The organism is Bifidobacterium sp. LH_419, assembly GCF_056356955.1.
The window spans coordinates 1-20,577 of record NZ_JBKEVG010000003.1 but is presented as its reverse complement, the minus strand read 5'-3'; the positions used below and the strand labels follow the sequence as shown (position 1 = coordinate 20,577).

Genomic DNA, 20,577 nt, shown 5'->3' with positions numbered 1-20,577 from the left:
GCCGGACTGAGGGGGTACCGCTGTCAGGCGCGACGCTTGAGGGCGAGGACCGCGCCGGCGGCGAGGGTCAGCACGGCAGCGATCGCGAACACCACGGCCACATCGGCACCGGTGTTGGACAGACCACCCTGAGCGGGCTTCTGCTGCGGCTTCGCGGAACCGGGCTTCACAGCGGAACCGGTGTCGGCACCGGCATTACCGCCGTTGCCACCATTGTCGCCCGTGTTGCCGCCGCCGTTGCCGGTACCGTTGGACTTCAGACCCGCGACCGCGTCCTGCAGCGCCTTGAGCGCGCCGTTCACCTGATCGGAGGTGGAGGCCTTGTTCTCGAAGACCTTCTCCGCGGCGTCAAGCGCGGACTGGAACGCATCCCAGCCGGACTTGTAGTCCTTCTCCTGCAGCGTCTTCGCGGCGTCGATCGCCTCGCCGAGGGCCTTGAACTCAGCATCCGTCGCCGGAGTCGGCTCGGGCTCGACGTCCTTCGCATTGACGGTCACGGCGAAGGTGGCGGGCTGGAGGCCTTCGGCCGCGTCCGCACCGGTGTAGGTGACGGTCACGGTGACCGTCGCGCCGGCGAGGGAGTCGGCGAACGCGGACTTCAGGTCGACCGCGGTGCCGTCGGCGGAGGCGGCGGTCAGCGTGTATTCGCCGGCCGCGACGTCGACCGTCTTACCGGTGGACAGGGTCTTCGTGACCTTGAGTCCATCGGCGGAGAAGGTCTCGCCGACCGTGTACTCGGTCTTGGCCGCGCCGGTGTCCACGGCGATGGCCGTGACGGTCACCGGCTCGGCGGGCTTCTCCTTGACGGTGACCGTGCGGGTCGCCTTCGCCTCGTTGCCGGCCTTGTCGGACACGGTGTAGGTCAGCGTGTACTTGCCGGCCTTGGAGGTGTCGACGGTGCCGCTCACCTTGATCGAGGCGGTGACGTCGCCGTCCACGTCGTCCGTGGCCTTCACGCCGGCCAGCGGGTCGAACGTGGCGCCGTAGTCGAGCGTCACGTCGTCGACGCCGGAGAACACGGGGGCGGTCTTGTCGGACGGGGTCTCGCCGCCGCCCTGGCCGGCCGCGATCTCCTCGCTGGTGAGCGCGCGGTTGTAGATCTTCAGGTTGTCGAGCAGACCGGAGTAGTACTCGCCGGAGCCCCAGTTCGCCTTGCCGATCTGGAGGATGCCGCCGCCCTCGCCGAGGATGGCGGGCAGGCCCAGGCCGGAGACGTCGGTGCTTTCCTTGACGAGCTTGCCGTTGACGTACAGGCGGGTGAAGTCGTCGCTCACGGTGACGGCCACCTTGTACCAGCCGGAGGCGGGCGCGTCGCCGGACGCGTTGCCGCGGGTGTCGCGGTTGCCGTCGGTGTTGTAGCGTTCGACGGTCACCGAACCGGGCTTGGCCATGACGCCGAGGTAGTGCTCGGACTTGTTGTAGACCGGCGCGTTCGCGTTCGGCGCGGCGTAGAACGCCCAGCCGGGGTTGCCGGAGTCGGGCTTCGCGTCGAAGGTGACGGTCAGCGCGTCGGCGCCCTTGAGCAGCGGCGTGCCGTCGGCCTTGGCGAGGTTCAGCCAGAATCCGTTGCCGATCTTCGCGGCGGTGGTGTTGTCGGAGTCGTTCGTGCCGGTCGCGGCCTTGCCTTCGATCGAGGCGGTCGCGGCGGACGACGAATCATCGAGGTAGCCGGTCGTGCCGTCCTTGAGGTCGTCGAACGTGAAGTCGGCGAGCACGTCGGACGTGGGCTGCGCGGTGGGCAGGGTGACGTCGAGCGTCGGGGCCTGCTCGGCCTTCGCGCCGTAGATGCCTTCGGCGGCGCCCTTCGTGTTGACGAAGTACAGCTCGTCGTTGGCGTTCTTGCCGCCGACGGCCAGCAGCAGCGTGGTCTTGCCCGCGGCGATCGCGTCCTGCACGGCCTTGGTCACGTCCACGGTGATTTCGGTGCCGGCGACGGATCCGGGCACGTCGTTGCGCACCTCGTTGTTGCCGTTGTCGAACGCGGCGGACGTGGTGGTCGCGTCCTCCGCGGCGTTGAAGTCGGGGCGGGTGTTCCAGGTCATGCCGGACAGCTTGCCGTCGAACGCGGTGCCGTCGAGGCGCTTGTCGGCGTTCACCGGGGTGACGGTGATCTGCTCGTCGGCGCGGTTGGCGGTGTCGTAGCGGCGGCCGATCAGCGTGAGCTTGAGCTGCGCGGCGCTCGGGGTGGTGCCGGCGAACTGGGAGAGGTCGAACTGGACGAAGCCGATCTTCACGTCGGTTCCGTCGCCGGTGTTCGTGCTCTTGTTCTGCTCGCCGAGCAGACCCTTGCCGGAGGCGTTGCGCACGGCGAAGTAGCCGGCCGTGTTCTTGCCGCCCGGGTTGGCGCTGTAGTCGGTGGTCTTGTTGGTCTTCCAGGAGGCGACGTAGGCGTCGGCGGTGGAGGCGACCGACTTGACTTCGGACTTGGCGGAGACCACGCGGATGCGGATGGTCTTGACGGTCGCGTCGTAGTCGCCCGCCTGGGCGCCGGCGTCGGCCGCGGTGAACGTGACCGTGTAGTTCTTGCCGGCCTGCTCCTCGGTCGGGGTCCAGGTGAACGCGCCGGTGGCGGCGTCGAACGCGGCGCCGGCCAGTTCGCCCAGATCGGAGACGGACAGCTTGACGTTGTCGCCGTTCGCCACGTCCGGATCGTCGGCCTTCACGTCGAACGCGAGCTTCTGGCCGGCGGTCGCCGTGACGAGGTCGCCGGCGGGGGAGGTGAACGTCGGGACGGTGTTCTGCTTGACGTCCTGCGTCTTGCCGTCCGCGTCGGTGTACGTGTAGGCGAGCTTGGCGACGGAGTCGTTCTTCGCGAACTTCGCCTGGTTGCTGTACTGCACCTGCTTGCCGCCCACGTGCAGGTCGTTGACGGTCGCGTTGGTGACGTTGTTGAGTCCGAATCCGGCGTTCGCGTTGGAGAACCACGTGTTGTCGATCGTCACGTTGGCGATCGGCTCGCGGTCGACGTTGTAGTCGGCGCCGCTGCCGTCGGGGTTCGGGCGATAGCCGTTCTCCTTCTGGTCGGCGGCCTTGACGGTCACCTTGCTGGAGCCGTCGGCGCCGTTGATGTCGAAGTTCGTACCGACGCGCGAGGTGTCGAAGGAGGAGTCCTTGATGACGATGTTCTCGTAGCGCGGGTAGATGTCGGTGTGGTTCTGGATGGTGACCGCGCGGCCGCCGCCCTTGAAGCCGAGGGAGTTGAAGTTGTTGAACGTGTAGTTCCGCAGCTGGTAGCCGTGCGCCTCATGGCCGAGACGGATGCCGTTGCCGCCGGAGAACGACCAGCCGAGCGTGTTGTTCAGCGTGATGTCGTGGCTGTCCGCGGTGTCCCAGGAGTCGTTGTCGATGCCGTGCGACTTCACGAAGGCGTCGTATCCGCCGACCGCGTTGTCATAGCCCTGGATGTTGGGGGAGTCCGTGTTGAACTTGAACATCTTGTTGTACAGGTCGGGCTTGTCGGGCTGGAACCAGCGGCCCGGGTTGTAGTGGCCGGAGGCGAAGGTGTCGTCGTTGCCGAAGGTCACGGCGCCGTTGACGGTGAGGTTCTGTCCGGACGCGAAGTCCATGCCGTCGCCCCAGCTCATCTCGTACGGGGTCAGGCCCTTGATGTTGTTGAAGGTGACGTTCTTGGCGGTGTGCGTCTCCCAGTTCCACTGCTTCGCGCCGCGCATGTACGTGTCGTTGAAGACGATGTCGCTGGACTGCACGACCATGACACCGGCCTGGTGCTGGCTGTTGTAGGCGTCGTTCTTGTCGCCGGAGGTGTTGCCGTTCTTGTCGGAGTAGTTCTTGGCGCCCTGGCCGTCGTAGATACCGCGGCCGGAGAGCTCGATGTGCTTCGAGTTCCAGATGCCGATGGCCGGCTCCTGGGCCTCGCGGTACGGCTGCACGTGGTTCTTGAGCAGCGCGCCCTCGTCGGCGTAGATCTTGAGCGTGCCGCCCTTGACCTTGCCGCCGTCGATGCCGTTGACGTCGAGGCCGCCGTAGGTGTAGGTGCCGTTCGGGAAGTACAGGGTGTTGAGCGTGGCGCCCTTGTTCTCGATGAAGTCGAACGCGGCCTGCAGCGCGTAGGTGGCGTCGTCGTCGCTCATCCTGCGCTGGTCGGGGTAGCCGACCTGCGTCTTGGAGGGGTCGACGATCTGGCCGTCGGAGGTCATGCCGGTGACCTTCTGGCCGCCGACCGTGGCGCCCGCACCGTCGTTGTACAGCGAGGTGGCGTGGGCCTTGATGGCCTCCTGCTTCTTCACCGTGGTCTCGCCGTCGGGCAGCTTGGCGCCGGCCTCGGACTCCAGGTACTTCTTGGCGAAGGTCTTGAAGTTGAGCACGCCGGTGGCCTCGTTGTAGCCCCACGCCTTCTCGTCGGCGCTGGTGCCTTCGGCGTCGCTCGGCGCGGCGGTCTTGTCCTCGATGGTGTCATTGATGAGCGCGAGGTACGGCTGGCCCTTGGCATTGACCTGGTCGCCGCTGTTGATCATGACCATCGCGGAGATCAGGCTCTGCTCCATCTTGAAGGTCAGGGTCTTCTTGTCGGCGCTGACCTCGTACTTGCCTTCGTAGTAGTGCTCCGGGTAGATGTTGACCTTGTCGATGGTCTCGCCGTCGATCATCGTGACCTTGACGACCGGCGTGCGCGAGCTGGACGCGAATCGCGCGATGTCGAAGTTGTGGCCCTTGGCCGTGTACTGCACGGCCTCCACGTCGGTGCCGTTGACGCTCACCTGGTACTTGTCCGAGGCCACGTCGGGGCTGTCGGTCTTGTTGCCGAGCACGTCGGTGCCCGCGCCGGTGGGCGCGTACGTGTGGATGGTGCCGTTGTCGCTGTACGACGGTTCGTCGGCCACCGCGGTCTGCGCGGCCAATGGCACGATCGTCAGCAGCATGGCGGCGGATGCGACGGCCGCGATGGCGCGCCGCACGAACGGACGCTTCGACGCCGTCGGAACGGCGTCGGTTGTTGTCTGTCGCTTCATTGCTCTCCTTAGTCTTCCTTGTCCGAGGTCATCACGTCGACCCCTTCCCGGACACACCTCCCTGTGACCGGTTACAACGCCATCATACACGATGATGTAAGCGCTCACCATCCGTATGTCGAAAATCACGAAAAGGGTTTCCATGACCACCTGGGCATGCCGCCCCCTACCATCGACCACGGAACTGCCGAACCATTGTGCAAAGGACATCCATGACCCGCGAGCAGCAGTACGATACACGCGGAACCACTCCCAGCGAACCCACTTCCACCAAAACCGAAACCGAACCCACCACAACCACGACCAAACCCATCGCAGCCGACTCCGGCCACCGTCCCACCATCTACGACGTCGCCAAGCGCGCCGGCACCTCGTACGCGACCGTCTCGCGCTATCTCAACGGCCGCGCCGGCGTCGCCAAGAAGACCGCGGAACGCATCGAACAGGCCATCCGCGACATCGACTATTCGCCGAGTTCCGCCGCACGCACGCTCGCGCAGAAGCGCACGCAGCTCGTCGCGCTCATCATCCACGCCGTCTCGGAAGACATCGTCTCCGATCCGAACATCATGCGCATCATCGCCAGCGCCAACGCGCGCATCACGCACGAGGGATGGCAGATGGTCACACTGATGAGCGAGAACGACGAATCGCGCGCCAACATCGAACGTCTCGTGGGCGGCGGTTTTGCGGACGGCTATCTGCTGTACACGATGGAGGACGACGATCCGCTGCTGGAGATGTTCATGCGCCGCTCGACGCCCGCCGTGATCTCCGGCACCGGATACACGCGGCCGATCCAGTGCACGTCGGTGGACGTCGACAACACCGGTGCGATGGCCCGGCTCATCCGGTACGTGCTCACGGGAAGCGCGAGCGGCGGCGCGGCGGCGGCGTTGCGCCGCACGCGACCCGCCTACATCTGCGGACCGATGAACATGCCGGGCGCGCCGGAACGCCTCACCGCGTTCCGCGACGTCACGCGCGAACTGCTGCCGGACGTCGCCGACGCGCTGCCCATCCACTACGCGGCGGACTGGCGGCCGGCGAGCGCCGTCGCCGCCGTCCGCGCGTGGGCGGCCGACGGCACGCTCGCCACGCGCGACGCCGTCATCTGCGCGAACGATACGCTCGCCGCGGGCGCGGTCGAGGAGCTGCAGCGACTGGGTTACGACGTTCCCGGCGACATCGCGGTCTCCGGGTTCGACAACAGTTCGGCGGCCACGTCGGTCACGCCGCAGCTCACCACCATCGACCAGCACATGGAACGCCGCGGATGGGTGATGGCGGGCTTGGTGATCGACGAGATCCGCGGGAAAAGCGGCAAGTGCGGTCCGGGTGATTCCGGGCGTTTCGGGGATTCCGGCGTGAAGCCGGGAGACACCGTCGTCCTCCCCACCGACCTGGTGATCCGCGATTCCGCGTGAGAGCGGCGTCTGAGAATCGGCAGCAGGCCGATACGATTGTCCGTCTGACGGCGGATACCCCCTCAGTCCGGCCTGCGGCCGGCCAGCTCCCCCTCACAGGGGGAGCAAAGAATCGACATGCGCTTCGCGCATGACCGTCTCCCTTGCGCCCCCTTCAGGGGGAGCTGTCGCGCAAAGCGCGACTGAGGGGGTATCCGCCGCATCACTCAATCACTCACGCGACGTGGCGTCCCTCCTTCCTGCGCGTGAACTGGATCGTGACTCCGGCGCCGGCGAGGAGGAACATCGCCAGGATGACGGCCGTGACCGAGGTGCCGGTCGCGGAGAGCGGGGCCTTGACGCGCACCCGGTAGACCACGTCGATCGTGGTGCCGTCCTTCATCGTGTAGCGCAGGGTGAAGGAGTCGTCGCCGGCCTTGTCGCCGGCACGGTACGCGAGCGCGCCGTGCCTGAACGTGACCGTGCCGAGCGAGGCCGCCTTGGCGATCTCGCGGGCCGTGTAGCCGTCGACGTTCTTCGGTTCGTCGATCGTCGCCGTCTTGCCGGTTTCGACCTCCACCGGGTCAAGAGTGATCGTGTGGTTGGTCTGGCCCGGGGTACCGGGCTGGTCGGGCTGGTCAGGCTTGCCGGGCTGATCGGGCTGGTCGGGCTTGCCGGGCTGATCGGGCTTGCCGGAATCCACGCGCTTGAGCGCCTTGATCGCGGCGTCCAGCGCCTTGGCGGCGGCGTCGACCTGGGCCTGCGTGGCCTTGGCGTCGTCATGCACCGTGCGGGCCGCGGTGAGCGCGGTCTGCAACGCCGTCCACGATTCGGCGGTGTAGTCGGTCTCGACGAGGCCGGCGGTCGAATCGATGAGCGCGGTCAGCGCGGACTTGTCCACCGTGGATTCGGCGGCGGTAGTGACCTTGATCGAGGCAGGATCGGAGCTCACGCCGAGGGTGTCGACGGCGGTCACCTGGAACGTGTACTCGGTGCCGGCGGTCAGGCCGGTGGCCGTGTACTCGGTGGTGGTGCCGTCCACTTCGGCGACCTGCTTGCCGTCGACGCTCACGAGGTACTTGGCGACGCCCGCTTCGGAGACGGAGGCGTTCCAGGTGAGCTTGACCGAGGTCTTGCCGACTTCGGCGGCGGTCAGGTCGGCCGGGGCGCCCGGCGCGGCGATCGTGCCTTCGCCGATCGTGTAGGTGGCACCCGCCTTGGTCGCGAACACGACCAACTTGGCGCCATCCTTGTTCTCGACGACCTTGGACTTGACCAGCTTGCCGTCGCCGTCGCGCACGACCACGGCGGAGGCGTCGCCCTTGGTGAGCTTCACCGCGGCCTGGTTGCCCTTGTTGGAGACGAGCGTGACCGCGGTGGTCTTGCCGTCCTTCCAGGAGGTGCTCACGGTGAAGTTGCCGCGGGCCACCAGACCGTCCACCGAACCGGTCGCCCAGCTGGACGGCAGGGCCGGCAGGATGTTGGTGTAGTTCGCGTACTTCGTGCCGTCCTTCGCGGTGAACGTGGAGTTGGACTGCAGGAGCATCTCGTCCACACCGGCGGTGTAGCCGAAGTTGCCGTCGATCTGGAACGGCGGGTGCGCGTCGAACAGGTTCGCGTACATGCCTTGCGCGATGAGCTCGCCGAGGATCTTGTACGCGCGGTCGCCGTCGCCGGTGCGCGCCCACGCGTTGATGCGCTGCGCACGGCCCCAGCCGGTCGCCACGTCGCCGCGGTCGTTCATCGAGACCTTGGCGGCCTCCATGTACTCCGGGTTGTCGATGGTGATCAGGTCGCCGGGGTAGAGGCCGAGCAGGTGGGACATGTGGCGGTGGTTCTGCTGGTAGCTGGGGATGGCGTTGCCGTCCTTGTCGTGGCCTAGCTTGCCTTCGTTGTACCACTCCTTAATCTGGCCGTCGTCGCCGATCTCGATCGGCTTGAGGAGGCTCTTGGCGCAGCTCCACGAACGGTTGGCGTTCTTGTCGGTGAAGTTGCCGTCGTCGTCCTTCGCCCAGTTGGCGGTGGCGCAGGCGGTGGTGTCGCCGACGAGCTTCTCGTCCTTGCCGAGGGTCTCGGCGGATTCGATCACGTCGTTGAGCATCTGCCAGACGAGCGAGCTCTCATAGGTGTTGCCGTCGGTGCCCTGCGGACCCTGTTCCGGCGAGTACGCCACACCGGTGGTGAGGCGGGTCTTGCCGTCCTTGTCCTTCAGGTACGCCTCGTGCAGCATGGAGTTGACGTAGAAGTTCGACTCCTCCTTGAGCAGCGGGTAGATGTCCTGTTCGAGGGACGCCTTGTCGCCCGTGTACTCGTATTCCTCGTACACGTTCTGCAGCAGCCACGGCATGACGGCCGGCGACCAGCCCCACGAGAAGGCGGCGCCCGGCGTGGTCCAGCCGTACGGGGTGTTCTCCGTGTGCACCATGAATCCGTTGCCTTCGCCGATCGGGGTTCCGGCCTTGGTCTCGGCGCCCGCGTAGATCTTCGCGGTCACACGGCCGGGCTCGACGAGTCCCTTGGCGTAGGCGATGAGCGGCGTGGCCGATTCGGCGAGGTTGCTCGAATAGGTGGGCCAGTAGTTCATCTGCAGGTTCACGTTGAGGTGGAAGTCGGAGTTCCACGGGTTGTTGCCGCTCTGGTAGGCCTTGTCGGCGCCGCGGGCGGCCCAGATGCCCTGCAGGTTGCTGGGCAGCTGGCTGTTCTCGCGGGAGGAGCCGATGGTCAGGTAGCGGCCGTACTGGTACAGCAGCGTCTCGATCTCGCGCTTCTGCGCGTCGGTGGCGGAGCCGTCGGTGTACTTGGCGAGCAGCTGGTCGGTCGGTTCGTCCTGGATGGCCTGGCCGAGGTTCAGCTTCACGCGGTCGTACAGGGCGGCGTGGTCCTTGACGGACGCGTCCTTGACCTTGCCGTAGCCCTTGTTCGCGGCCTTCGTGACGGTCTCGGCCACTCGCTTGGCGAGCGCCTCGGCCGTCTCTCCGGTGCGGTACGTCGGGTAGACCTGCTTGTAGTCGGTGGCCGCCGCGATGTACAGGGTCACGGTGGTCGCGTCGGAGATCTTGAGCGAGGCGTCGTCGTCGCCCGCGGCGACGGAGCCGTCCTCGAGCACGGCCTTGATCTGCGAATCGTAGCGCAGGCCGTTGTTCTTCAGCGCGCCGGACGTGGTGAGCGTATCGCCCTTGACGACCGTCTTCTCCCCGTCCTTGGTGACGTTCTTGTACGTCGGCATCGCGACGTTCAGGTTGAGCTTGCCGGCCTCGCTGGCCTTCAGGCGCACGACCATCACGTTGTCCGGGTTGGACGCGAGGTATTCGCGCGTGTAGGTGACGCCGTCATGCTTGAACGTCACGTCGGCCTTGCCCTTGGAGAGGTTCAGGTCGCGCTTGTAGTCCGAGTACTGGGCGTCGTCGCCGAAGCCGTAGTCGATGGTCAGGTCGCCCCAGGTCTGGTAGCCGCCGTGCGCCGCGTCGTCTGTGCCGCCGACGAGGCCGTTGACCTCACCCTGGCTGAGCGTGCCGCCCTGCTGCAGCTTCTTGTTGAGGTTGCGCAGCGTGGCACCGTTCTTGCCCTTGGACTCGATATTGCCGCCGTTGTAGTTCGCGGAGGAGCCGGGACCGCCGGTCCACAGCGTCTCCTCGTTGAAGACGACGTGCTCCTTGCCGACTTCGCCGTAGACGGTGCCGCCGATGCGGCCGTTGCCGATCGGCAGCGTGGCCTGCTGCCACACCTGGTCGGTGTCGCAGTTCGACATGAAACACCAGGTGAAGCCATGGCCACCGGTGAGCTGGCGGAATTCGGTCTTGGAGGCGGGCTGGTTGTACCAGAGCAGGTCGTCCTTGGAGGTGTCGCCGTCGTCGCCGCCGGTGGCATCGGAGACCACGTACACGGTGAACGCGGCGGTGTAGTCGCCGTAGCGGACGGTGATGACGTGCGCGCCCACGCCGTTGGTGTCGAAATCGGCGCCCTCCAGCGTGTAGTCGGAGGCGGCGAGCGCGACCTTGGAGCCGTCGGACATCGTCTTGACGACGACGAGGCCGTCGGCGGAGAACTGCTCGTTCTTGCCGAACTGGTACTTCGTCTTGGTGGGCTGCTTGTCCACCGCGATGCCGGTGACGTAGACGTAGTCGGCGCCCTCGTCGGGCACGGTGAAGGTCAGCGTGGCGGTCTTCGGGCTGGCGGCGCTCACCTTCTCGGTGACGGTCAGCATGTACGTGCCGGCCTTGGCGAAGTGGCCGCCGTCGACGAGCGCGGGGGAGAACTCGTAGCCGTACTGGTCGGCGTTGAGCTCCTGCTCGGAGCCGTCGGAGTAGACGGCCTTCACCGTCATGCCGGTGGCGTCGAACACGTCGCCCTTGCGGTAGTCGGTCTTCGCCGGCGCGGTGACGGCGAGGCCGGCGAGCGCGACGCCGGGCTCGGTCTTGCGGTCCACGGTGACGGTCATCACCGGAGCCATGTCGGCCTTGGCGTTGGTCATGCCGCCGTGCGCGCCTTCGGAGCTGACGAAGCGCACGTCGGCGCCCTTGGTCTCGTTCATCGCGAACGTCACGGAGGTCTTGCCGGCGGCGATCGCCTGCGCCACGATATCGGTGACGTCGACGCTCACCTTGGTGCCGGTGATCTTCATGTCCTTGTCCGTGCCGGCGAGCTTGTAGCCGCCGAGTGCGAACGGTTCGGATTCGACGACGACCGTGCCTTCCGCGGTGGCGTCGAAGTCGGGGCGGTTAGCCCAGGTCGCGTCCTCGACGGCGCAGGAGGCGCCGTTGGTGCACTTGGACGGGTCGATGGCGGTGACCTTGACCGTGTCGGTATCGGTGGCGGCGAAGGAGCCCTTGTACCCGATGTAGGTCAGGTCGATCTTCGCGGACTTGGGCGCGTTGCCCTGGTACTTCGTGAGGTCGAAGCGCAGCAGGCCCATCTTCGCGTCGGTGCCGTCGTTCGTGTCGGTGGACTTGAAGCCTTCGCCGAGCGAGTCGTAGCCGGAGGGCAGCATCGCGCCGACGTAGGTCTTGCCGGAGAAGTTCTGCGTCTTCTCGGTCTTCCACGCCTGCAGCGTCGAGTCGGCGGCGACGTTCACCGTCTCCTCGGCCTGGGCGGTCGTGTCGGACGTTCCGATGACCGCCTCCTTGCTGAGGGCGTCGCCGGAGGCGGCGTCGACCACCTGGATGGTGGCGGTGAGGCCTTCGGCGCTGTCGACCGGGACGCTCACGTCGGCGTCCTGCGTGGCGCCGGGCGCGACGAACGCGGTGGCGGCACCCGTGGAGACCACGGAATCATCGGAGGCGCGCTTCACGGTCAGCACGACCTTCGCATTGACGGCGGCGTCGCCGGAGTTGGTGAGGCGCACGGCCGCGCGGTACGGGGTGCCGCCGGTGAGCTGCGCGGTCACGCCGGCGAACCGCACGCCGAGCGAAGAGCCGGGCGCGGTGATGGAACGCAGGGCGCCGAGGAGGCGCACGTCGCCCCAGTCCGCGGTGACGGTGGAGGGCGCGTCCGACGTGGAGAATTCGATCTTCTTCGCCGTGCTCACGGACACGTCGAAGTCGGCCTTCTGGCCCGCTGCGAGCTGGCGCTCCCAGACGGTCACGCCGTCGGCCTTGATCGTGAACGTGGCGGAGCCGGAGGTGACGGAGGAGTCGAGTCCGGCGACGCCGAGCACGCGGCTGTACTTGCCGTCGGCCTTGGCTTCGGTGCTGGCGTTCGCGCCCTGCGCGACGCCCTTGGCGTAGCTCACGCCGCCGATCGTCACCTGCTTGCCGCCGGCGACGAGGTCGGCGAGGTAGGCGCCGTCCTCGGCGTACTGCGGGGCCTGCGCCTGGTCGTTGCCGTAGACCTCGAGCTCGTTGAGGAACGCGTGCTCGCCGTCCGGCACGTCGGTGAACTCCACCTTGACGGCGCCGGTGTACAGGCCGCCGACGTTCTCCTCGGCGGGGCGGGAGGCGACGGTGTCGGCGGTGTACGAGGAGACCTTCACCCATTCGCCCTTGTCGTTCTGCACGGACAGCGTGTACGGGTACGGGGTCTTGTCGCCGAATCCGAGGCGGATCTTGTACACGTACTGGGCGAATTCGGTGGACAGGACGAACGCCTGGCCGGAGCCGGCGGTACCCGCGATCCATTGGGTGTTCTCGTCGCCGTCGGCGCCGAGCGCGCCCTCATGGCCGGCCTCGGAGCTGGTCGGGCTGGTCGGGCGGTTGAGCGCCTTGTTGGTGTCGCCGTAGGCCATCGGCTCGGGGATCTTCAGACCCGCGGTGGCCCACTGGCCGGCCTCGTAGAAGTTCTTCGGCTCGGTGCCTTCGTTGCCGCCGGTCACGTCCTTCGTGGTGATCTGGAACGTGGCGTCAGGCAGGCCTTCCGCGGAAGCGGTCAGCGTGGTGGTGCCGGAGTAGTAGGAGCGGAACTCGATGGCGGCCTTGCCGTCCTTCATCGAGACGTTCTTGGTGAACTTGTAGGTCTTGCCGCCGGCGAGCACGCCGGGGCCGTCGGTGACCTTAAGGGTCACCTCACGGTTGTCGGAGACCCAGTCGCCGTTGGCGTCCTTCATCGTGACGATGATCTGCGCGTCGGTCTTGCCGTCGTTGGTCAGGGTCTTGGGGGAGTCGGCGGATTCGGCGATCTCCATGTGCGTGGCGGTGCCGGACTTGGAGACTTCCGGCTTGGAGCCGTCGCCCTGGTTCTCGCGGTACCAGTACCACAGGTTCTTCGGCACGCGGAAGTAGTCGATCATGCCCATCTTGGCGAGGTCCTTGCCGCCGACGGTGCCGTGGTCGAAGCCGGCCCACAGGGCGAGGCCCGCGCTGTTCTTGGTGAGCGTGTACTTGCCGTCGTTGTCCTTGTCGAGTTCGCCGTAGACGGACGTGCCGGGCTTGTACTGGGCCTTGTCGTTGACGACGGCGCCCGGGCGATCGATGGTCGGGGAACCGTATTCGGCGACCATGTTCGGCATCCACGTGTTCGGGCACTGGCCGCCGCCGCAGATGCGTCCGCCGTCGCCGTTGTAGCCGGCGACGTCGGCCACGGAGAGCTGGTCGTAGCCTTGGCGCTGCGCGCCGCCCATGCCGGTCTTGCGGGTCGGGTCGAGCTGGTGGGCGAGGTTGCGTTCCTTGTTCACCAGTTCCTTGGCGCGCTGCTGGGTGGCGTCGGAGGTGAAGAACACCTCGTTGCCGGCGGACCAGCTGATCACGGACGGGGAGTTGCGGTTCTCGAGGATCATCTCCTGCATCGCGTCGAGCACGCTCTGGTCGAAGGAGTCCTGGTCGGCGGCGTTCTGCGGGTAGGCGTCGCGCAGCCAGTCGCTGGCCTGGCCGGACGGGTCGTCGTTCTTGCCGGCCTGGCCGCCCATGCCCCAGAACACGTTCTCGGACCAGAACAGGACGCCGAGGCGGTCGCACGCCTCGGCGAACGCCACGTCATGCGGGTAGTGGGAGCCGCGGATGAAGTTCATGCCGGCTTCCTTGATCATCTTCACGTCGCGTTCGAAGCCGGCATCGGTGACGGCGTTGGCCCAGCCGCCGTGGTCCTGATGGACGTTGGCGCCGTTGAGCAGCGTCTTCTTGCCGTTGAGGTAGAAGCCGTCGTTCTTCCATTGCGCGGTGCGGAAGCCGAAGCTGGTCTCGTACTCGTCGACGGTCGCGGCGTCGTCGAGCTTCTCGCTGTCGCCGGCGACCACGGTGGTCTTCACGGTGTACAGGTTCGGGTTCTCGGTATCCCACAGGTCCAGGCCGTCGTACATCTTGCCGGTGTCGCCGAGCCCGCCGCTCGTCGCGTCGAGGGTGGCGGTCTTGCCGGCCTCGATCTTGGTCACCTTGGAGTAGAAGGCGTCCTGGCCGTCCTTGGTCGCGACGGTCTTGCCCTTGGCGTCCACCAGCTCCTGCCTGACCTGCACGTACTGGTCCTTGGCCGCGGCGTTGGTCACGTCGGTGGCGACGCTCAGGTTGGAGCGCTTCGCCTTGAGGTTGGCGGCGAGCGCATCGTCGTTCGGATAGCGGCTGAAGTCGATGTTCTGCGCGCTCGAATCGAACTCCGGGTTGGTCAGCGCCGGGGCCGTGACGAACGTGCCGTAGCGGGCCACGTGCACGGGGGAGGTGAGGCGCAGGTACACGTCGCGGTAGATGCCGCCGCTGAACTGGTGATCGCCCGCACGCGGCGTGAGGTCCTGCTGCCAGATGTTGTTGACGCGCACGGCGATCTCGTTCGTGCCGGCTTTCAGGTACTTGGTGAGGTCGTAGGCGAAGCCGGAGTAGCCGCCTTCGTGCGTGCCGACCTTCTGGCCGTTCACGTACACGTCGGCGACCTGGAACACGCCTTCGAATTCGATCTCGACCTGGCGGCCGTTCGCGAGCCAGTCGTCGGTCACCTGGAACGCCTTGCGGTACCAGCCGTAGCCGACGTACCAGTTCTGGCCGCCGTTGTCGCCGCCCACCTCGTAGGGCATGTCGAAGTCGTGCGGCAGGGCCACGTCGGTCCATTCCGAATCGTCGTAGCCGGCGGCCTGCGCGCCGGTGACGTCCTGACGGATGAACTTCCATCCGCGGTTGAAGTTGACCTGGTCGCGCAGGTCCTTCTGCGAGGCGTATTTCTCGACGGAGGCGGCCGGTTGCGCCGCCGCGTCGGTTTCGGCGGCGGTGGCCGCGCTCGCCGCGAACGGCATGAGCGTGACCGCCATGCCGGCGGCGACGACGGCCGCCACCGCGCGGCGCGCGAGTTTCCCGATGGGTATCTTCTTCATTGATTGTCCTTGTCTTTCTTCCTGTGAATGCAACCCGTCAGCCGCAACGAGACATCACAGCTCTCGAAGCGGCTCTTGACGCAATATGTGCCACCACACCGTGTCACCGGTTACATGTCAGATTATAGAACACTTTGTGATCGGTTACAACCGCTACGTGACACGGCATACACGTCAAGCGAGAGGACGGGAAAAAGGAGCGTTGGCGGCGGGAAGGAAACCGCCGCCAACGGAAGGAGCGCCGCGCGCGACGCGAAGGAAGAACCTCGCGCGCGACGGGATTGTCACTGTTCGCGCTTCGCCCTAAGGAGGAGGGAGGCGCCCGCGATCAGCGACACGATGGAGAGTCCGAGGACCGGCAGCACGGCGCTGCCCGTGGCGGACAGGTGCTTCTTCGTGCCGGAGTCGTTGGACTGGTTCTTGCCGCCGGTGAGCGTTCCGCTGCCGTTGCCGCTGCCGGACGGCTGGGAAGGCTGCGACGGGTTCGGTTTGGACGGTTCGGACGGGTTCGACGGGTTGCCGGGGTTGTCCGGGTCGGTCGGGTTGCCGGGGTTGTCCGGATCCGGCACGGCCTTCTCCTTGACCGTCACCGTGCGGGTGACGGTGGCCGTGTTGCCGGACTTGTCGGAGACCGTGTAGGTCAGCGTGTAGTCGCCGGCCTTGGAGGTGTCGACCGTGCCCTGCACGGTGATCTGGCCCGTCAGGTCGCCGTCGACGTCATCGGTGGCGGTCACGCCGGCCATCGGGTCGAAGGAGGCGCCGTAGTCGAGCGTCACGTCATCCACGCCGGAGATGACCGGCTTGGTGGTGTCTTTCGGTGCTTCCTTGTCGCTGGACAGGTCGACGCCGGTGTAGGTCATCGTGGCGCCGGCCTTGCCGTTGTTGGCCTCGGCGACGACGCCCGTGTCGAGCGCGTCGTCCGCGCCCTGCACGGCGACGGTGCCGACGCTGACGAACGTGCCGTCGGCGGCCTTGTAGAAGCCCTCCAGGGTGTTGGCGTCCTTGCGGGTCACGCGGATGGTTACCGGGGTGCCGCCGCTCACGGTCTCGGAGGTGACGGCCGTGTTCTTGTCGCCTGCCTCCCAGTCGATGTAGCCGTTGCCGTCGGTGTCGTTCTGCCAGAACAGGCCGTTCTTGCTCAGCAGCAGGAAAGCGTAGCCCTTGGCGGAGTTCTGGCCGTCGGCGGACAGATCGTTGCGCACGACGATGCCGGCGCGGGCGTCGGAGTTGCCGCCGGCGTCGAAGCCTGAGACGGTGGCGGTGAGGGAGTCGCCGGTCTTGAGCGCATCGGCGCGGTAGGCGGCGGTGTACTCGTTCTTGTTGGTCCATGCGCCGCCGTTCGCGCCGTCGGTGATGGCGAAGCCGTAGTCCTTGGCGGTCGTGGAGGTCTGGCAGACGGTGCCGGCGTCATTGCCCATCGTGGTCGCGGACCACGGGCTCTTGACGGTCGGGCAGTTCGGATCCTCGGGCGCTTCGGTGAGACGCCAGGCCTGGCTGCCGGCGCTGGTGGAGCGCTTGGCCACGGCCTTCACGCCGTCGAGGTCGAGGGTCTTCACGGTCTTCTTGTTGAGCAGACCGAAGGTGGCGCCGTCCTCGGAGTTGAGAATCCACACAGCCGACGGGTCGCTCTTCGCGGCGTCGACGGTCTTGTCGGCGAGTGTCACGGCCGCGGTGTCGCCGCTGGTCGGATCGTCGCCCTGTGCGGTGAGCACCTTGCCGTCCTTCGTGCTGATGACGTAGGCGCGGTCGGACGGGCGGGAGGTGGAGGCGGGCACCTGGGTGAAGGTGAAGGTCTGCTGGTCCGCGAGATCGTCGGAACGCTGCTTGAGGCTCAGGGTGCCGTCGGAGGCCGCGGTGAGCGCGCGGTTGCCGTTCTTGTCCATCAGCGGGTAGGACGCGCCGTCCTTGATCTGCACGGCGTCGGTGGAGACGCCGGAGACGCCGGTCACGACGATCGTGGTGACGGACTTGGCGGGCACGTTCACGGTGACGGACTTGGACGCCGCGTCGACGGCCACGTCGTTCGCGTCGTCGTGCACGAGCGTGTTGGAGGTCGGGTCGCCGCCGGACTTGTCGGCCGCGGTGGTCGCGTAGGTCTTGGCGACGGCGTTCGCGTCGATCGCGCCGAAGCCGGCAAGGTTGACGGTGGTGGCGCGCGCGGAGCCGGACGTGTTGGAGACGACGAGGCGCAGGCTCTTGTCGGAGGAGCGCACGGCGGCGGTCGCGTCGTTGCTGTCGGTGGCGATCACGTGGTCGCCGGCCTGGATGAAGCGCGTGTAGTTCTTGAACACGTTGAACTTGGAGTTGGTCTGCGTGGTGCAGGCGGGCACGTCGTTCGCGACCTTGCCGTCGGCGTTCACGCCGCCGTACAGGTTGTTCACGCGGCGCTTGGAAGCGAAGACGGACTGGCCGTTCTCCTTGGTGTAGGTCTGGCAGTCGAAGTCGATGTAGATGGAGCCCCAGTTGAGGTTCTCGCCGCCGTGGGCCTTGTCCTGCTCCATGTTGTAGTAGTCCTCGACGGGCTGCCACAGCACCCACGAGTTCGGCTCGTAGTTGCGCATCTGCGTGTTGACCTGGGCGGCGAAGTTGAGGGCGCGCTCGAAGCTGTACGGGTCGAATCCGCCGGAACCGAGGTCGCCTTCGAACTCGCTCATCATGAGCGGCTTGCCGGTGGACTTGGCGAAGTCGCGGATCCACTGGGCGTAGGTCTGGTCGCCGTAGCCGTGGGTGTTGAACTGGCCGAGCTCGGTGTCCCAGTTCGAGGTGTTCTTCAGGTAGCCGTTGCCGTTGTCGATGGAGCCGGAGATCTCACGCTGGAAGTTCACCGAGTTGGAGGCGTCCATCGCGGAGACGAGCTGCTTGCCGTCGGTGGTGGCGGTGAGTCCCTGGGCGTCCATCGCCTCGCGCAGCGCCTTGATGAGGTAGGTCTGCTGGCTGGACTTGACGGACATGCCTTCCTGACGGCCGCTCGGGTTGGAGGCACTGCCCTGCGTGATCCAGCAGTTGGTGCAGTCGTTCGGCTCGTTGAGCGGCTCGACGGTGTCGGGCGTGATGCCGTAGGTGTCCTTGAGGTACTTGGCGACGCGGGCGAGGTACTTGGCGAACTTGACGGTGGCGTTGGTGTCGGAGTCGGCCGCTTCGGTGCCGTCGCCGGCGAGCTGGTCGTCGGTGCTGCCCTTCCAGTGGCCGGAGACGTAGCCGGAGTTGGTCATGAAGTAGGGCGCGGAGTTGGAGAACAGCTCCCAGTTGGCGACCTGCTTGTTGTCGGTGAGCTTCTGGAGCCACCAGCGCTGGGACTGGTCGGCGTCGAAGTCGTAGCTCGAGTCGTCGTCCGGGTTCCACGCCTTGAGCATGGCGTCCTTGTTCGCGTAGGTGGTGGCGGTGCCGCCGTAGAGCGTATCGCTGTGGCCGTCGCCTTCGGGGTTGGCCTTCCACCAGCCTTCGACGGCCGCGCCCTGGCGCAGGTAGTCGGTGGTGTCGGAGGCGTTGCCGCCGCCGATGTTGTAGCGCACGGTCTGCAGATCGAGGCCGTCCTTGCTGAACAGCAGGTCGTAGAAGTCGTTCGCGAGCTGCTTGGCCTGCGCGTTGTCGCTCAGCGCGTAGTGGCCGGTCGCGTTGGCGTACCACGCCAGCGACGTGCCCCAGCCCTTGAAGGTGTCGGACTGGTACCACGGGTTCGGGGTGATGGTCTGCGTTTCGGCGGCAGTGGCGGCGGTCGGCAATGCGCACGCCACCATGGTCGCCGCCCCTGCGGCGATCGCCGCGATCTTACGGGCTATCCTCATCCTGTCTTTCCTCCTTGAATCTGCGTCATCATTGATAGCGCAAACATTTCTTTGTGCGGAAAACTCAATCGTCATCGTTCATTCATTGCGCCGAATACGCCTGCAACACCGACGGCGAACGGCTCACGCAACCACGATTGTGTTACCGGTTACTTATGGTAACATACCTCGTGTGCAACCGGTAACATATTGACATCGTCGACGTGTCGACCTACCCGCCGCCATCCGAAACGGACAGGGCGGACGCTACTGTGGACAGTCGAAATGCGGTGCCGGCGGCATCATCGACCGACCGGAACCACTCCACACGGGAACGCAAACACACATGAGCACCATCACCGACCACGACCGCGGGACCGGCCGCCGCGCCACCATCGCCGACGTCGCCGCGGCGGCCGGCGTCACCAAGACGACGGTGTCGCGCTACATCAACAAACGCGGCTACGTGTCCAAGGCGACCGCGGACCGGATCGTCAAGGCGATGAGCGACCTGCGCTTCACGCCGAACCGCACGGCGCGATCGCTCGCCACGCAACGCACCCACGTGCTGCTCTACGTCATCCGCGGCGAACTCTCGCTCATCACGCAGGACCCCGGACTGAGCCGGCACTACGCGGCCGCGACCGCCGCCGCCGCGGACCACGACTACCAGATGCTGTGCATGACCGTGAACGACGCCAACGCGGCGAAACGACTCGGGCGGCTCGTCGACGAACGGTTCGCGGACGGCTATCTGTACTTTCCCGGCAACGGCGACGACCCGCTGCTCGACACGTTCGCGCAGGGACCGTCACCGGTCGTCACCGCCGGCGACTGGAACATCCACTCGCCGAACGTCCACGCCGTCGTCAACGACAACCGCGCGGCCATGCGCGACGTCACCCGCTACCAGCTGAAGCGCGGGAGGAGGCGGCTCGTCTACGTCTCCGGGCCGGAGACGATCCGCTTCGCACGCCAACGTCTGCAGGGATTCCGCGACGCGGTCGCCGAGACGGACGACGCCGTCGAGGTCGCGGTGACGCACGCCGCGGACTGGAGTCTGGACGGCGCCGAAGCGGCGTGGGAGGAACTGCGTCCCCTGTTGTCCGGAAACCACGGCGACGGACGAGACGAAAGCCGGAATGACGACGGGCACGGCGGCGTTGGCGTCGACGGCATCGTCGCCGCCAACGACCCGCTCGCGGCCGGCGTCATCCGCCACCTGCAGGAGGACGGGTACCGCGTGCCCGACGACATCGCCGTCACCGGATTCGACAACGCCGAGATCTCGCGCACCTGCGACCCGGCGATCACCACCGTCGACCAGGATCTCGCACGATTCGGCGCCACGATGTCCGAAACCCTCATCGCCGCGATCAACGGACAGGCCCCGGAAGGCCCCACCCCAGTCCCCACCACCCTGGTGATTCGCGAATCCGCGTGATGAGGCGGTGTCTGAGAATCGGCCCCCTCTGACGAGGGGGCTGTCAGCCGCAGGCTGACTGGGGGAGAGACCCCCTCAGTCCGGCCTACGGCCGGCCAGCTCCCCCCTGAAAGGGGAGCAAGGGATTGGGATTGACATGCGCTTCGCGCATGGCCGTTTCCCTGCGCCCATTACCATGTTTGGTAGGTCCCGGTGGTCGGGGCCGGGTCGCCGGTTCCGGTATGGCTTTCCTGCCCTGTCGTTGATGATCCGGGGGGTGTTGTCGCCGGGA

The 20,577-nt window shown here is 66.7% G+C and carries 5 protein-coding genes; 2 read left to right on the top strand and 3 right to left on the bottom strand.

The genetic code is table 11. The features are described from left to right. Nucleotides 1-23: 23 nt before the first annotated feature. A complete protein-coding gene (locus AC1AYX_RS03555; RefSeq protein ID WP_476502214.1) occupies nucleotides 24-4,970 on the bottom strand; it encodes a LamG-like jellyroll fold domain-containing protein in 4,947 nt (1,648 codons plus the stop codon). A gap of 212 nt (nucleotides 4,971-5,182) precedes the next feature. On the opposite strand from AC1AYX_RS03555, the gene AC1AYX_RS03550 reads away from it, so the two are divergent. Further along, nucleotides 5,183-6,397: a LacI family DNA-binding transcriptional regulator gene (locus AC1AYX_RS03550; protein ID WP_476502213.1), complete on the top strand. Its 1,215-nt coding sequence runs from the start codon at nucleotides 5,183-5,185 to the stop codon at nucleotides 6,395-6,397. Between the two features lie 214 nt (nucleotides 6,398-6,611). On the opposite strand, the gene AC1AYX_RS03545 is transcribed toward AC1AYX_RS03550, so the two are convergent. Next, entirely contained in the window at nucleotides 6,612-15,098 is an 8,487-nt protein-coding gene (locus AC1AYX_RS03545) for a glycosyl hydrolase family 95 catalytic domain-containing protein (RefSeq protein ID WP_476502212.1), read from the bottom strand. A 284-nt stretch (nucleotides 15,099-15,382) separates the two neighbouring features. Further along, nucleotides 15,383-18,883 (bottom strand): immunoglobulin-like domain-containing protein, encoded by a 3,501-nt coding sequence (locus AC1AYX_RS03540; protein ID WP_476502211.1) that lies wholly within the window; start codon nucleotides 18,881-18,883, stop codon nucleotides 15,383-15,385. A gap of 325 nt (nucleotides 18,884-19,208) precedes the next feature. On the opposite strand from AC1AYX_RS03540, the gene AC1AYX_RS03535 reads away from it, so the two are divergent. Further along, a complete protein-coding gene (locus AC1AYX_RS03535; protein ID WP_476502210.1) occupies nucleotides 19,209-20,306 on the top strand; it encodes a LacI family DNA-binding transcriptional regulator in 1,098 nt (365 codons plus the stop codon). The last annotated feature ends 271 nt before the right edge of the window (nucleotides 20,307-20,577 follow it).